17 protein-coding genes and 1 tRNA gene are annotated in these 15,044 nt (G+C 61.2%); all 18 read right to left on the reverse strand.

From position 1 onward, the window contains the following. Positions 1–6: 6 nt before the first annotated feature. On the reverse strand, positions 7–1,125 hold the full coding sequence (aroB, locus tag PTZ19_RS00970) for a 3-dehydroquinate synthase (protein ID WP_276351609.1): 1,119 nt from the start codon (positions 1,123–1,125) through the stop codon (positions 7–9). Beyond that, entirely contained in the window at positions 1,125–2,294 is a 1,170-nt protein-coding gene (aroC, locus tag PTZ19_RS00975; protein ID WP_276351611.1) for a chorismate synthase, read from the reverse strand. Before aroC ends, aroB begins: the two co-directional genes overlap by 1 nt. 98 nt (positions 2,295–2,392) lie before the next feature. Further along, positions 2,393–2,554, reverse strand: coding sequence for a hypothetical protein (locus PTZ19_RS00980; RefSeq protein ID WP_276351613.1), 162 nt, complete (start codon positions 2,552–2,554; stop codon positions 2,393–2,395). Positions 2,555–2,605: 51 nt separating this feature from the next. Next, positions 2,606–3,433, reverse strand: coding sequence for a CheR family methyltransferase (locus PTZ19_RS00985; protein ID WP_276351615.1), 828 nt, complete (start codon positions 3,431–3,433; stop codon positions 2,606–2,608). A 19-nt stretch (positions 3,434–3,452) separates the two neighbouring features. After that, the gene (ndk, locus tag PTZ19_RS00990; RefSeq protein WP_276351617.1) at positions 3,453–3,896 is read right to left on the reverse strand and encodes a nucleoside-diphosphate kinase; all 444 of its coding nucleotides are present in this window, start codon (positions 3,894–3,896) and stop codon (positions 3,453–3,455) included. 82 nt (positions 3,897–3,978) lie between these two features. Further along, positions 3,979–4,950 carry a polyprenyl synthetase family protein gene (locus PTZ19_RS00995; RefSeq protein WP_276351619.1) on the reverse strand — a complete coding sequence of 324 codons (972 nt, stop codon included), beginning with the start codon at positions 4,948–4,950 and terminating at the stop codon, positions 3,979–3,981. Further along, positions 4,947–5,831: a menaquinone biosynthetic enzyme MqnA/MqnD family protein gene (locus PTZ19_RS01000; RefSeq protein WP_276351621.1), complete on the reverse strand. Its 885-nt coding sequence runs from the start codon at positions 5,829–5,831 to the stop codon at positions 4,947–4,949. Before PTZ19_RS01000 ends, PTZ19_RS00995 begins: the two co-directional genes overlap by 4 nt. 1 nt (position 5,832) lies before the next feature. Next, positions 5,833–6,465 carry a UbiX family flavin prenyltransferase gene (locus PTZ19_RS01005; RefSeq protein WP_276351623.1) on the reverse strand — a complete coding sequence of 211 codons (633 nt, stop codon included), beginning with the start codon at positions 6,463–6,465 and terminating at the stop codon, positions 5,833–5,835. Continuing rightward, on the reverse strand, positions 6,459–7,334 hold the full coding sequence (locus PTZ19_RS01010; protein ID WP_276351624.1) for a UbiA-like polyprenyltransferase: 876 nt from the start codon (positions 7,332–7,334) through the stop codon (positions 6,459–6,461). Before PTZ19_RS01010 ends, PTZ19_RS01005 begins: the two co-directional genes overlap by 7 nt. Beyond that, positions 7,331–8,050 (reverse strand): demethylmenaquinone methyltransferase, encoded by a 720-nt coding sequence (locus PTZ19_RS01015; protein WP_276351626.1) that lies wholly within the window; start codon positions 8,048–8,050, stop codon positions 7,331–7,333. The genes PTZ19_RS01010 and PTZ19_RS01015 overlap by 4 nt, the downstream gene beginning before the upstream one ends. Positions 8,051–8,058: 8 nt before the next feature. Beyond that, positions 8,059–8,940: a heptaprenyl diphosphate synthase component 1 gene (locus PTZ19_RS01020; protein WP_276351628.1), complete on the reverse strand. Its 882-nt coding sequence runs from the start codon at positions 8,938–8,940 to the stop codon at positions 8,059–8,061. 116 nt (positions 8,941–9,056) lie between these two features. Beyond that, on the reverse strand, positions 9,057–9,593 hold the full coding sequence (locus tag PTZ19_RS01025) for a hypothetical protein (RefSeq protein ID WP_276351630.1): 537 nt from the start codon (positions 9,591–9,593) through the stop codon (positions 9,057–9,059). An 88-nt stretch (positions 9,594–9,681) separates the two neighbouring features. Further along, complete coding sequence (gene mtrB / locus PTZ19_RS01030) at positions 9,682–9,903, reverse strand: trp RNA-binding attenuation protein MtrB (protein ID WP_276351633.1); 222 nt, start codon at positions 9,901–9,903, stop codon at positions 9,682–9,684. Between the two features lie 138 nt (positions 9,904–10,041). Beyond that, positions 10,042–10,118, reverse strand: a tRNA-Pro gene (locus PTZ19_RS01035). A 92-nt stretch (positions 10,119–10,210) separates the two neighbouring features. After that, a complete protein-coding gene (locus PTZ19_RS01040) occupies positions 10,211–10,519 on the reverse strand; it encodes an HU family DNA-binding protein (RefSeq protein ID WP_422614960.1) in 309 nt (102 codons plus the stop codon). A gap of 66 nt (positions 10,520–10,585) precedes the next feature. Further along, on the reverse strand, positions 10,586–11,572 hold the full coding sequence (locus PTZ19_RS01045; RefSeq protein WP_276351637.1) for an ABC transporter permease: 987 nt from the start codon (positions 11,570–11,572) through the stop codon (positions 10,586–10,588). After that, entirely contained in the window at positions 11,569–13,092 is a 1,524-nt protein-coding gene (locus PTZ19_RS01050) for a sugar ABC transporter ATP-binding protein (RefSeq protein ID WP_276351640.1), read from the reverse strand. Before PTZ19_RS01050 ends, PTZ19_RS01045 begins: the two co-directional genes overlap by 4 nt. A gap of 79 nt (positions 13,093–13,171) precedes the next feature. Beyond that, positions 13,172–14,323, reverse strand: a complete 1,152-nt coding sequence (locus tag PTZ19_RS01055; RefSeq protein ID WP_276351642.1) for a sugar ABC transporter substrate-binding protein — start codon at positions 14,321–14,323, stop codon at positions 13,172–13,174. Positions 14,324–15,044: the final 721 nt, after the last annotated feature.

A 15,044-nucleotide genomic window follows, 5' to 3' on the forward strand; every position in this document is an offset into this window, starting at 1 on the left:
CGTTCCCTAGTTCCCCTCCCGAAGTTGCTCCACGATCTCCCGCACCCAAACGGCCGGCACGTCATTGCGGATTTCCACCGTTCCGACGGCGGTCGGCACGACGAACACCATGTTGCCCTCGCTGAATTTTTTGTCATGCCTCATCGCTTTCATCACCGCATCCGGGTCGATGCCGGACGGAATCCTCACCGGCAGGCCGACTTTCCGCAGCAGCCGCTCGGTCGCGTCCTCGATCTCCGGCGAATATCCGAAGCGCGCCGCCAACCTTGCGGCGCCGACCATGCCGATGGAGATGGCTTCTCCGTGCAGCAGCTGGCCGTAGCCCGCCACCGCCTCCAGCGCGTGCCCGATCGTATGGCCCAAGTTCAAGATCGCCCGCAGGTCGTTCTCCCTCTCGTCCCGAGACACGACGGCGGCCTTCACCTTGCAGCCTTCGTACAGGGCGTAGCCTAACGCGTCCGGTTCGAGCGCGAGCAGCGCGTCCGCATGCTCTTCGCACCAGCGCGCGAACTCCGCGTTCCAGATCAAGCCGTGTTTGACCACCTCGGCCAGCCCGGACCGGACTTCGCGGGGGGGCAGGCTGCTCAGCGTATCCAGATCATACAGCACGAACTCCGGTTGGTAGAACGCTCCGATGATGTTTTTGGCCAGCGGGTGGTTCACCGCGACTTTGCCGCCGACGCTGCTGTCATGGGCGAGAATCGTCGTCGGCATCTGCACGAACCGGACGCCCCGCATGTAGCTGGCCGCGGCAAAGCCGGCCAAATCCCCGACGACTCCGCCGCCCAGGGCGATGATCGTCGATTTCCGGTCCAGTCCCGCTTCCAGGGCGGCCGTGATCAATTCTTCGAAAACGGCCAGCGATTTCGACGTTTCCCCCGATGGGACGACTTTCCGCGAAACGGCATACCCGGCATCGCGCAAAGACTTTTCGACGGTCGGCGCGTACCGGTCCGCCACGGATGCGTCGGTGACGAGCAGGATGGGGGATTTGAGCGGAAAGCCCCGTTCCGCGAACAGGCTTCCCGTCGTCTCCAATAGTCCGGTTCCGATGATAATGGGATAAGAGCGTTCCCCCAGGTCGACGGTCAGTTCCCTTCGGCCGCCAGTCTTCGCTTCCGCCATCAATATTCCGCCACCTGACGCAGATAGTTGTCCAGGTTCGCCCGGATTTCTTCCATCGAATCGCCGCCGAACTTCTCCAGGAACGCCTTGGCGACTTCCCATGCCACGACGTGCTCGAGCACGACGCTCGCCGCCGGAACCGCGCAGGCGTCGGAACGTTCCACCTGCGCGGTGAACGGTTCCTTCGTGTCGATGTCTACGCTCGGCAACGGCTTGTAGAGCGTCGGGATCGGCTTCATGACGCCGCGGACGACGATCGGCTCCCCGTTCGTCATCCCGCCTTCGAAACCTCCCGCGTTGTTGGACGCGCGATGGTAGCCTTTCTCCTCGCTGTACAGGATCGGGTCGTGCACCTGGGAGCCGGGCCGGCGCGCGGCTTCGAAGCCGATGCCGATCTCCACGCCCTTGAAGGCGTTGATCGACACGACCGCTTGCGCGATGCGCCCGTCCAGCTTACGGTCCCACTGGACGTGACTGCCGAGGCCGACCGGAACGCCGGTTACGATGCACTCGACGACCCCGCCGATCGAATCGCCTTCCTCTTTGGTTTTGTCGATCAGCTCGATCATGCGCTGTTCCGCCGCCTTGTCGGCGACGCGCACCGGCGATTCTTCCGTGACGCGGATCAGCTCGTCGATCGGCAGATTCGGGGCTTCCGCCTCGACGTTTCCGATCGAAACGACGTGCCCGGCCACCTGGATGCCGAATTTCTCGAGCAGCTGGCGGGCCACCGCCCCGACCGCCACGCGGGCGGCCGTCTCGCGGGCGCTGGAACGCTCCAGCACGTTGCGCAGGTCTTTCAGGTTGTATTTCAAGCCGCCGTTCAAGTCGGCATGCCCGGGCCTCGGCCGGTGTACGCGCCGCTTGGCTTCGTCCCCGCCCTCGATCGGCTCCACGTTCATGACGCTCGTCCAGTGCTTCCAGTCTTTGTTTTCGACGACCAGCGCGACTGGCGCCCCCGTCGTGCGCCCGTGCCGCACGCCGCCGACGATCTGGGCCGTATCCGTCTCGATCTGCATGCGCCGGCCGCGGCCGTGGCCTTTCTGCCGCCGCTGCAGCTGGAAGCTCAAAGCCTCGAAATCCAGCTCGAGGTTGCTCGGCAGCCCTTCGATGATGGCCGTCAGCTGCGGGCCGTGCGTTTCCCCGGCGGTCAAATACCGTAAACTCAAATCCGGTTCCTCCCTTGTCGAACCAAGCCGTCTAGGTTCATCTTTCATTGTTGTTTATTATAGTACAGCGTTAAAGCGTTTGACAAGAAAACAGTCCGTCACGAACGGACGGACTGCTTGGGTTTCGCGATTCGTTTGGCCGAGCCGGTTTCCCGCATCAAACCGATCAAATGAACGTTGTCGATCCCCAGGATCTGCGCGCATTCCTGCACGGAGATCAGGCCGCTGCGATAGGCGGCGATGACTTTGCGCTTGTCCATGATTCCCTCCGGATGGATGGCTGTCCATAGTATCGCAAGGGAATGTCCGGCTCATACGCCGGCGTCCGCGCGGCGGTAAAAAAACGTATCGGCGGCTTCCAATCCGTACTGGCCCGGACTGAAAATCTGTTCCGTGCTTCCGACGAACAGGATCCCGCCCGGCTTCAAGGCTTGGGCGAATTTGCGGTAGAGACCGGATTTCGCTTCCTCTGTGAAATAGATCATCACGTTGCGGCAGACGATCAGGTCGTACCGATCCGGAAACGGATCCAGCAACAGGTTTTGGCGCTGGAATCGGACGGCTTGCTTCAGTTTGTCGGTCACGCGGTACATGCCGTTCTCCTGTCGGAAATACCGCAGCAGGTATTCCTGCGGCACATCCCGCATGGAACGGTCGGCGTAGGCGCCTTCCTTCGCTTTGGCAAGCACCGTTTCGTCGATGTCGGTGGCCAGCAGGGTCGTGCGCTCCAGCGCCCCGAGGGAATCGAGCAGCATGGCGAGCGTATACGGCTCCTCCCCCGTCGAACAGGCGGCGCTCCACACCAGCAGCCGTCCCGGCCGTTGCGCCATCGGCTCCAAAAACCGTTCCTTCAACATTTGCCAGCGATTCGGATTCCGCCAAAACTCCGACACGTTGATCGTCATGCGGTCGAGAAACTCGCCAAGCAGCTTGGGGTCGCGGGCTAAAGCCTCATAGTACGCCGAAAACGCGGAAAAACCGTGTTTCAGGCGCAAAGTCGTCAGCCGCCTGCGCATCTGGTTTTCTTTGTACAACGACAAATCGATGGAAGTCAGCTTGCGGATATCCTCGACGAACCGCGCGAAATCCGCGTCGTCTTCCGCAAAGCCAACCTGCGGATTCGTTCCGGCCTCTCCCATGAATCCCGCTCTCCTCGCTTCAGATCCAGTTCTGTATCGCTTTCTCGTACGAGACCAGCTCGTCTTCCCGGAAAAAGATCGAGATTTCCCGTTCGGCGTTCTCGCGGGAATCCGAGCCGTGAATGAGGTTGTACCGCGTATGTATCGCGAAATCGCTTCGAATCGTGCCGGGCGCGGCCTCGAGGGCGTTCGTCTTGCCGATCAGCTGACGGCAGAGCGCGACGGCTTCGTCCCCTTCCCAGACCATCGCGAACACGGGGCCCGACGTGATGAAATCGAGCAGCGGCTGGTAGAAGTCTTTGCCCTTATGCTCGGCGTAATGCTTCTCGGCTGTCTCCAGCGGGACCTGCATCAGCTTGGCCGCGGTCAGCTTAAGCCCTTTCCGTTCGAACCTCGCGACGATTTCGCCGATCAGCCCGCGCTGAACGCCGTCCGGCTTCACCATCAAATAGGTACGTTCCATGCTCTCTCTCTCCTTTGCAAGGACAAATGGGGACGGGATTTCCGACTGACCCGCTTCACGCCATTTTACCATAATCCAACGTTTAGTAGCTGCGCTCCGTCGAGAACTTCGCGATATCCGCCAAGCTTTTTCGGGCCGGGATGTCCGGCAGCTCGTCCAGCGCGGCCAGCGCCTTGGCGATGTACCGGTCGGCCAATCGTTCCGCGGACGCCACGCCGCGGCTGGAACGGACGAGCCGAACCGCTTTCGCGGAATCCGGAATTTCGCTGCGCTGGATCGCGGAGATTTCCGCCAGCAGCTCGCCGCGGACATCGGGATCCTCCAGCGCGAACAAGACAGGAAGCGTGATGTTCCCTTGGCGCAAATCGCTGCCCGGCGGCTTGCCGATCGCTTTCTCCGCCCCGCATACGTCGAGCAGGTCGTCCGCGATCTGGTACGCCATTCCGACGTTATAACCGAACCGGTACAGGGTCGAGCTCACCATGGGCGGCGCTTCGGCCGCGAGCGCGCCCAGCTGGCAGCTGACGGCGATCAGCAGGGCGGTTTTGCGTCGGATGCGAAGCAGGTAACGCCTGATGTTCTGGTCTACGTTGAAGAAATCGCGGATTTGCTCCATTTCTCCGATGCACATTTGGACGATCGCGCCCGACAGAATCCGGTGGATCTTCGGATTGGGCAGCTGCGTGATGACCGTCAGCGCCTTGGCGTAGATGTAATCGCCCGTGTACATCGCGATCCGGTTGTCCCATTTGGACTTGACGGTCAGTTGTCCCCGCCGGGTCGAAGCGTCGTCGATCACGTCGTCGTGCACGAGCGTTGCCATATGGATCAGTTCCAGGGCCGCGGCGACTTTCTTCAGCGTATCGAGCGAATAGGCGCCGAATTGGCCGGACAACAGCACGAACAACGGACGGATGCGCTTGCCGCCCGCCTTGAGCAGGTGCTGCGACGTTTCGCTGAGCAAGGGAAGATCGGAGGCGACCGTTCGGGTCATTTCCTCTTCGATCGCCTGCAGGTCCGATTTCAAAGCCGAATAGATCTGGAGAATGTTCATAGCTTCACCTGCGGTTGGGTTGGGTTGCCGGTCGAGCTGGCGTACGGCCATTCGTTCAAGGAGACATCGCCGTTGATCAGGCCGAGCTCGCGGGCGTACCGGAAATACTGCATCAAGCCGGCCTGCTGGCCGGGACCGAAATCGTGGCGCAGCGTGCGGAAATATCCCCGCCAGTAATCCGGAGTGCCGCCGATTTGGCGGACCCCTTTATGGACAAGGGATTCGACGTCCGAAGCGGTGCGGCGTTTGCTCTCCAGCAACCCTTCATAGACGCTCATCACCTCTTCGGGCCGGGCGTCGGCGGTTTCTTTGCGAACGGCCCAGAGCGCGAACGTCATCCAATGGCCCGTCCATAAATGCCATACGTCGCCGAGATCCAGCACGCGGTACCCGGGGTTGCTCCAGGACGCGCGAATGGCGTGGTCGCCGATCAGGAGCGCCGCGTCGGCGCTCTCGAGCATGCGCTCCAAGGAAGGTTCGGCGTCCTCGTAGACGGGATCGCCGCCGTAAAACTTTTTCATGATGATTTTCAACAGATTGACGGAGGTCGCCGACGTCGTCGTCAGGGCGATCCGCCCGCGGACGACTTTCTCGAGCGGGGATTTCATGAACAGCAGGATCGATTGAACCGGCCCCAGCGCGCTGACCGACAAGTTCGGCAGCAGATAGTACGCATCCGAAGAAACGCCGTAGGCGAACGAAGAGATCGTGGCGAGGTCGATGTCCCCTTCCCTCAGCTTGCGGTTGAGCACGGCGGGCATCGCGGGCACTAGCTCTGCCGGATAACGGAGGCTCGAAGGATCGAAATGGTGGAATACGGGCCACACGTTCGCATAATCGATCCGGCCGATGCGAAGCGGCCGTTTTGGGCCGACGTTCATATTATTCTCCCCATCTGTTGTACAAGTTGTTGTCAATGCCCATGTTGTCCATCACTTTGCCGACCAGGAACGCGACCATGTCTTCGATCGTCCGAGGGCCGTTGTAGAAGGCCGGCATGGCGGGAATGATTCTCGCCCCGAGACGGGCCAGCGCCAGCATGTTCTCCAAATGGACGGCGTGCAGCGGCGTCTCTCTCGGCACGACCACGAGCGGCCGTCCTTCCTTGAGCGTCACGTCCGCCGCCCGCGTCAGCAAATTGGTCGATGCGCCGTGGGCGATAGCCGACAGCGAACCCATCGAACAAGGGATGACGACCATGCCTTCGCAGCGGAACGAGCCGCTGGCGATGGACGCTCCGATGTCGCCGAAGGGATGGTATACGAGCCGTCCTTTCCGAACGTCTTCTCCGTACGCCGCTTCCAGCGCCTCCGCACGTCTCGCCGCGTCCCAGGCGAGCTCTTCTTTCAGCACGCGCCAGCCGGCATCGCTGACGACGAGATGAACCTGTATGCCGGCTTCCAGCAGCCGGCGGCACAGCGTAACGCCGTAAACCGCGCCGCTGGCGCCCGTGATGCCGACGACCCAGCGCCTGGCGGCAGACGGCGTCGCCTGACGTTCCGCGCTCGTCACCAAGTTCTCACCACCACGAGATCGATGAAGGTGAAGACGAACACGACGGTGCTCAGCACCCCGTTCATCGTGAAAAAGGCGGCGTTCAGCTTGCTGAGGTCGTTCGGCTTGACGAGTCGGTGCTCATAGAACAGCAGGACGGCGGCCGCCGCGATGCCGATCAAGTACCACCAGCTCAGGTCCGTCAGCACGAGCAGCAAGACGAAGCCGACCGCGGTCAGCGCGTGGAAGGTACGGGCGATCCTGAGGCCCGCGGCGATGCCGAAGCGGGACGGGATCGAAAACAGCTTGTGCTCGCGGTCGAAATCGACGTCCTGGCAGGCGTAAATGATATCGAAGCCGGCCGACCACAAAGCCACGGTGACGAACAGAATCAAAGCGGGCAGCGTGATTTCGCCGGTCACGGCGATCCAGCCGCCCAGCGGGGCGAGCCCGAGCGTCAGTCCGAGCACGACGTGGCACAGCCAGGTGAACCTCTTCGTGTAAGAATAAATAACGGTCATGAAGACGGCGATCGGCAGCAGCTTCACCGAGAGGGAATTCAGCTGCGAGGCTGCCCAGAACAGCAGCGCGAACGACACGATGATGAACAGCAGCACTTCGCCGGATTTCAGCAGCCCCGCCGGCAATGCTCGGCCGGCGGTCCGGGGATTCCGGGCGTCGATCGCCTTGTCGATCAGCCGATTAAGGCCCATCGCGGCGCTCCGCGCGCCGACCATCGCCAGCAGGATCCAGCCGACTTCGCTCCACTCCGGCAGCCGATGCTGCTCCGTCACCGCGCCCAGAATCGCGCCGACGAACGCGAACGGCAGCGCGAACAGCGTGTGCTCGAACTTGATCATTTCCAGAAAAATGCGGATTTTGCGGATCATGCCCCGTCAGTCCCTTTCGTTCCGATATGCAGCGCGGCCACCCCGCCCGTCAGCGGATAGGCCCGGACGTTGCGCAAGCCCGCCGCCCGGAATCGCTCCGCCAGTTCCTGCAAATCAGGAAACTGGGCGAGCGACTCGGGAAGCCAACGGTATTGGTCGTATCGTTTCACCAGCCACTTTCCGAGCAGAGGCAGCAATTTCTCGAAGTAAAAATAATAAATGCCCTTAAAGGGCTGCCAATCCGGCTTGGAAAGCTCCAGGCAGACGACTTTGCCGCCCGGCTTCGCGACCCGGCGCATCTCCCGCAGCACCTGGTCGATGTCCGGCACGTTGCGAAGACCGAAACCGATCGTCACGTAGTCGAACGCGTTATCCGGAAACGGAAGCGACATGGCGTTGCCTTCGACGAGGCGGATCCGGTCCGACAGCCCGACCTTGTCGACTTTGGCTTGTCCGACGTCCAGCATGCTGCGGCTGAAATCGAGCCCGACCGTCTCCACCCCGCTGGCCCGGGCCAGCGCGATCGTCCAGTCGGCGGTGCCGCAGCACAAGTCAAGCGCCTTCTGCCCGGGTTTGATGTCCATCTTGCGCATCGTGAATTTCCGCCACGCCTTATGCCGGCGGAAGCTGAGGATATCGTTCATCATGTCGTATTTGGGGGCGATGCTCTCAAATACGGCATGGACGTGTTCCTTGGTCTCGAGCTTTCTGTCCAAGCCCCGATTCACCCCAATTCCTTGAGCGCGGCCGCCGGTTTCGGCGCCGCGGCCGCGAAGAACGGCTCGATGAGCGGCTGCAGTTCGCGGATCAGCTTGTCCGAAGGGAGCCGACCCGCCCACTCGCGAAGCTGTACCGCCGATTGGCGCAGCATGGATGACAATTTCTCGACGACGCCGTACTGATCCATCAGGTGACGGATCAATCCGCTGTCGTCCCTCCGTTCGGCGAGCGCACGGCGGTCTTCGTCGGTGCCGACCTGCATGACATGCCAGAAGCCCCACCCGTACGCCGCGGAGGGCTCCGACCGTTCGGCGGCCTTCAGTTCCTGAAGCAGCAGCTCGCAGCGCGAAAACCGCTTGACCATTTCGGGCCAAAGCTTCTCGTACAAACCGTGCATGAATCCCGTAAACGACAGGAACAGGCCGGATTTGATCTCCGCCCCGTATTGGATATAGTCCTCGGCGTTCAGCTTCAACTGCTTCATGCTCGCGTAGACGTTCATTTTGATCCGGTTCAGGTCGCACACGGCCTGGCTCAGCCGATTCACGGCTTCGATTTGCCCGGCCTGCGACAGCAAGTGGTAGAAGCGGCTGCTGAAATAGTCGCCGGCGAGCACCTTGAGCTGCCGGGCCCGCATGACCGGCGTGCCTTCCTTCCCGCCCAGGATCCCGTTCTCGACCATCTCGTGGGTGTCGAGCCCCATCTGGACCAGCGAAGTGACGACGGAGAACAATTCCCGGCTCGCGGAAACCGCCGGCTGCTGGCTCAGGACGGCGTACAGAAGACGGATTCGGCCGTCGGGAAACGCGGGCAGCTCCGTATGGAGCGAGATCATGTCATGTTTCATATATTGATGGGCCAACTGCTCCACCCGATAGCTTGTCATTCTCCATCCTCCGAGCTGCCGCCGTCCGAAACTCCCGTCCGGTGTCGGAACGGCTCTAGATTTAATCTATTATAACATAACCCCGGCGGAGTCGCATAAGACGCATCTCTTGTTCATCATTTTGCAAAATTTCGCAGCCATCTTTCCCCCGCCGGGGTCGCCGCGAGCGAAAGCCGTTCCGCAGCCTCGCCGCCAGCCCAGGATGAGAGGCTGCGAAGCTTCTCCAGCCGGTCGGCCGGCCATTCCGCCTTGCCGGGATCCCCGTAGAACAGAAGCGTGCGGCGGCTTTCCGCCCCGCCGTACACGCGAATCAAAACGCGGCTTACGTTGCCTGCGTCCGCGAAGGAGAACCGGATAATCGCGGCCGCGTCCGCCCAGAGCGCCTCGGGTCCGGCCGCCTTTTCCCGGACCTGCAGGTCCACGGAAAGCATGGCATGGTCCCAGCCCACCCTCGTCAAGCGATGATGCAGCGGGATCCCCCCTAAGGCGTCGGCGAGGTTGTCTTCGGCGAGCGTCCACTGCCGGTAAGCGGCAGTGACGGCGGCGGCATGCCGCGCCCGTACCTGCGGTTCCAGCGCCGAGAGCGCGCCCAGCGCGAAAATCGCGGCGAGTCCGAATATGGCCGAGAAAGCGAAGATTCGGGTATGGGGCATGGCGGGTCCCTCCTTGACGGCTGCGATGTCCATACCCCATTGTACAAAGAAAAAAAGCAGGCTATGCCTGCGCTTGCGGACGCGAGCCTCAGGCGTCCGTCTCGATCGTGCCGAACTTGGTCATTACGACGGCTTTCCCGCGGATTTTAATGGCCGAGGTATGCTCGGTGAACTGCGCGATCAGCACTTCGCCCCGGTCGAGCTTCTCGGTATGGTGGAACTTGGTGTCCAGGCCTCGCGTCAGCCCGATCACCTGGACGCCGCCTTCTTTGGCTTTCACGACGACGTAATCCGACTGATTCCCCTCCATCGGTACCAGGCCTCCTTTTTCTCCCATCATGACCGAACGGCGGGATGCCTGTCAATCCGCGCCGCCCGTTCCGCTCCCGCTCCCCGGATAGAAAGAAGACGATCGCGGCATACGATCGTCTTCGAGGGCGATATGTAATGGTCGAGACGACAGGATTTGAACCTGCAACCTCACCCACCCCAAGGGTGCGCGCTACCAGATTGCGCTACGTCTCGTCGGGTCCGAAAAACGGGCACCGATTGAGTATAGCACAGGCCATTCCTTCGGCGCAACCCCTAAACCACCACAAAATCAAGCCGAAATTCCTTTATTTAATGCCTTCTTTCAGCGCCTTGCCCGGTTTGAACGCGGGAATTTTCCCGGCCGGGATCTCGATTTCTTCGCCCGTCTGCGGATTGCGGCCTTTGCGGGCGGAACGCTCGCGCACTTCGAAATTGCCGAAGCCGACGAGCTGTACTTTATCGCCGTTTTGCAGCGCTTCGGAAATGACGTCGAATACGGCGTCTACCGCCTGCGTCGCATCCTTCTTGGACAGATCGGTCAGCTCGGAAACTTTGGCAATCAGTTCGGTTTTGTTCATGTCCTTCACCTCCCGGAACGGAACGTGGCTTAATATCTGTTTATCCGTTTCCAGAGAAATTATACACGCGCAAAACCCGAAGTTTCAAGCGTGGCGCGAGATTCACGTCTTTTTGCGGCTCATGTGGATGAACGTGACGGCCAGCGCGAGCACCAAGACGGCCCCTTTGATGATGTCGTTCGTGTAATATTGCACGTTCATCATCGTGAGTCCGTTGACCAGCACGCCCATGAGAACCGCCCCGAAAAAGGTGCCGACGATATTCGGACGCCCGGCCGCGAACACGGAATAACCGACGAAAACGGCCGCGACGGAGTCCATCAGGTACGGCGCGCCCGCGTCGATTTGCCCGGAGCCGATCCGCGCCGCGAACAGCATGCCGCCGATGGCGGCCAGCACGCCCGACGCGATGTAGGCGGCCACGCGGACCCGTTTGACGCGAAGGCCCGACAGGCGCGCGGCTTCCTCGTTGCCGCCGGTCATGATCATTTGGCGTCCCCATCGGGTGTATTTGAAAAAGACGTGGGCGCAAACGACCGCGACGATCATCAGAATGACGGGAAAAGGCACGCCCAGCAGTTTGCCTTGGCCGATCCAGAGGAACGATTTGAGCATTTCCCCGGGCGCCGTCGTGCCGTCTTGCAGCGGCATGTGGTTGTAGACGGAATATCCCTTCGTATATGTCTTATGAATGCCATTGACGATATACATGACCGCCAGCGTGGCCAGCAAGTCGGGGATGCGGATTTTCACGATCAGGAAGGCGTTGAGCAAGCCGACGGCGGCCCCGATCAGCAACGGCACGATCAGGACGACGATCAGCGGCATCTGGTACCAGACCATGAGGGCGGCGGTCACGACCGTGGACAGCGACATCGTCGCCCCGACCGACAGGTCGAAGCCGTCCACCATGAGCGAGATCGTCACGCCGATGGCGACGAAGGTCACGATCGAGATGGAGCGCAAGATATCGGTCAAATTGCTGTACGTGAAGAAATGCTCGTTGTACAGCGAGAAAAACAGCACCACGAGGGCGATGAAGGCCAAGGCGCCGAACTGGAACGTGTAATGCAGGATTCGGTTTTTCACGACGGTTCCTCTCTCCCCGCACTGGCATAGTAAAGCAGGTCTTCCTGCGTGGCTTCCCCGCGTTTGAATTGTTTGACGATCCGGCCGTCGCACATGACGAGAATCCGGTCGGCGAGCCCGAGCGCTTCCGCGAACTCGCACGTCAGGTACACGACGGCTTTTCCCTGCTGGGCCAACTGCCCGATGATCCGGAAAATGTCGCTTTTGGCGCCGATGTCGACGCCTTTGGTCGGTTCGTCGAACAGGAACACTTTCGCGTCCGTGGCCGTCCATTTGCCGATCGCGACCTTCTGCTGGTTTCCTCCGCTAAGATAGGCGGTCAGTTGGCCAAGGCCCGCCGTCTTGATGCCCAGGGAGGTTACCGTATCGTTGCCGTGCCTTCGTTCCGCCGCGCCCGACAGAAAGCCCGAGCGGCTGATCGTTCTTAGGATCGGCAAGCTGAGGTTATGCAGCACCGACTCGCGGACCAGGATGCCCTCCTTGCGGCGCTCCTCCGGCACCAAAGCGATGCCCGACGCGATCGCGCCGGCGGGCGAACCCAAGTCGGCTTGCCTCCCGGCGACCGTCACGGTGCCGCGTTCCGCCGGATCGGCCCCGAACATCAGCCGCGACAGCTCCGTCTTGCCCGCGCCGACCAGCCCGACGACGGCCGCGATTTCTCCCGCCCGGACGTCGAAGTCCACGCCCCGGACCTTCGTGCCGGCGGCCAGGCCGCGAACGGACAACAGCGTATCGCCGATCGGGGCTTCCATTTTCGGGTATTCTTCCTCGAAGCTGCGGCCCAGCATGGCGCGCACGACTTCCAGCATGTCCGTCTCCCCGCGGCTCTTCGTCCATACCCGCTGCCCGTCCCGCATGACCGTGATTTCGCCCGAGACGCGGAACACTTCGGGAAGCCGGTGCGAAATGAAGACGACGCCGATACCGTCACGCTTCAGCCCCTCCATGATGCGGAACAGCGTCTCCGCTTCCTCGAGGCTGAGCGGCGCCGTCGGCTCGTCCAGGATGACGAACTTCGCTTTCTCCGCCAGCAGCCGGGCGATCAGCACGAGCTGCTTCTCGGACAAAGTCAAATCGCGGACCCGCCGGCGCGTGGACAGTGGAAGCCCGATCCGCTCCAGCACGCGCGCGGCTTCCTCATGAAGCGCGCCCCAGCGGATCCACCGATCGCCCGAAGGCGAGGCCAGCTTGTCCAGCATGATATTCTCGCCTACGGTCAAATGCGGCACGAGCGACGTGTCCACTTCCTGGTACACGCAGTGGATGCCCGCGCGTTTGGCGTCCGCCGGCGATCGCAGGACGATCGGCTTCCCGTCGATTTCCAGCGTCCCTTCGTCGGTTTCGTACGCGCCCGACAATATTTTCATCAGCGTGCTCTTGCCCGCTCCGTTCGCGCCCAGCAACGCGTGAACCTCGCCGCCGCGCAAGGTGAAATCGACGCCTTTCAGCGCCGGCACGCCCGCGAACGACTTGGCGATTCCGCGCATGCGAAGCACGCTTGCGCTTCCGTCCGGTTTCATCTGAACCTCACTCCCTCCTCATAGAGTAACAGAAAACGGCGCGGTTGTTTACCGCGCCGCGCCGTTTTTTTCGCCGCCGTTATTTGCCAACGGACGCCTCGAGTGCTTTCAGGTAATCCGTGTTGCCGGCGTCGCTCTGACCCCAGCCCGGCACGTATTGCGCCAGGTCGGCCGTCGTGACGGCTTTATCTTTCGGCAGCATGTCGCGTTGCACGAAGATCGGCTCCAGCTCCACCGTCGCTTCCGTTTGGTCGCCGTGCAGCTTTTGGTAGAGGTAGCGGACCTGGACGGTGCCGATCGAGGAAGGATCGACCGCGGCGGAAGCGACCCACGGGCTGGTCGGATCCTGGATCATTTTCAGGTCTTCGTCGCTGAGGTCGATGCCGTAAATCTTGATTTCGTCGCGTCCGGCCTGCTTGATCGCGTTGGCCGCGCCTTTCGCGAACTCGTCCCATGCCGCGAAGACGGCCGAGATGTCGCCTTTGTTCGGATATTGCTTCAGAACGGCTTCCATCCGGTTCTGGGTGTCGAGCTGCGGGTTGCTGGCATCGCCGAACGCCGCGATTTCCTTGAGGTCCGGATATTTCTCCTGGAATTTCTTATAGGAAATCTGACGGCTTTCCATCGGAGGGAACCCGGCCACCCATACTTTGACGATATTGCCTTTGCCCCCGGTGTCTTTCGCCAATTGCTCCAGCGTCATTTCCGCCAGCTTCTGGTCGTTCTGCGCCAGGTTCGTCACGCCTTGGACGCCGTTCAGGGCCGAGTCGAACGCCACGACCGGGATTTTCGCTTCCAGCGCTTTGTTCACGCCGGCCGTCAGCGCGCCGGGATCGCCGTGGTCCAGCAGGATCCCGTCGAAATGCTGGTTGACCGCGGAATCCAGGTTCGCAGCCATTTTCGCCAGGTCGTTATCGGCAGTCATGACGGTCACTTCCCCGCCGTATTTGGCGACTTGCTTTTTCACGCCGTCCACGTACTGGGCGGAGAACGTACCCGTGTTCAAACGCATGATCAGGGCGATCTTTTTGCCTTTCAGCGCATCGACTTCCGGCGTGCCGACCAACGCCTGTATTTCGGCGGGCAGTTCGGACGCCGCCGCGGAAGGGCTCGCGGGCCCTGCGGATGGCGAGCTGACGGTCTTTTCGCTGTTTTTGCCGCACGCCGAAAGCGCCAGCGCGAACGCCAGGATCAGCGAGAGCCATACGGCCGTTTGTTTCGTCTTTTTCATCTTTGTTTCTTCCTCCCCACAAACTTGTCCCTACCAAAACTAGATTTACATTATCACGTTAAATCCGAGTGCGTCAATCGGGTTTATGAAAAAATTTGTCGAATCTTCGGTAGAATGTCCTTTGCTTAATTGGTGCGTAGGTCGGGGCTTGGTGCGTTGTTAGGAGGCGTTGGTTCGTGGCGTTGGTTCGTGGCGTTGGTTCGTGGCGTTGGTTCGTGGCGTCGGTTCGTGGCGTCGGTTCGTGGCGTTGGTTGGTTGGCCGGGTGCGTGGGTTGGGGGCGTCGGTCCGTACGGCTGCTCGCCCCCTCGTTCCCGGGTATGCGTTCCCCATCTTTGGAGGATGAGTCTAACGGACAGGAATGCCCCTATTTCGCGACGAATCGCTCCCTATTAGATCTAACGGACATACAGGACCTTATTTGCCCCAAAATCACCGCCGAAATAACGATTATTGCCAAATAAGTGCATCCGTGTCCGTTAGAAATTCAAAATGACGATTCTCCCATCCATAACGTCCTGTGTGTCCGTTACAACTTTCGCCAAACGATAGAATTCCCGCAGCGGGAACCTGCTTCGCCGGCGAATGGGGAGAGCGACGGCAGTTTCTCTCCCTGAAGGCCCGATCCCCGGTGTCTCCCTTCCTTCCTTCTTTCCGTTCTTCCGTCGTTCCGTCCTCCTGTCAGTCGTCATTCCTTCCTTCAGGCCCTTCCATCCTCCCGTC

Origin of the sequence: Cohnella caldifontis, assembly GCF_029360585.1 — a bacterium.
GTDB lineage: Bacteria > Bacillota > Bacilli > Paenibacillales > Paenibacillaceae > Cohnella > Cohnella caldifontis.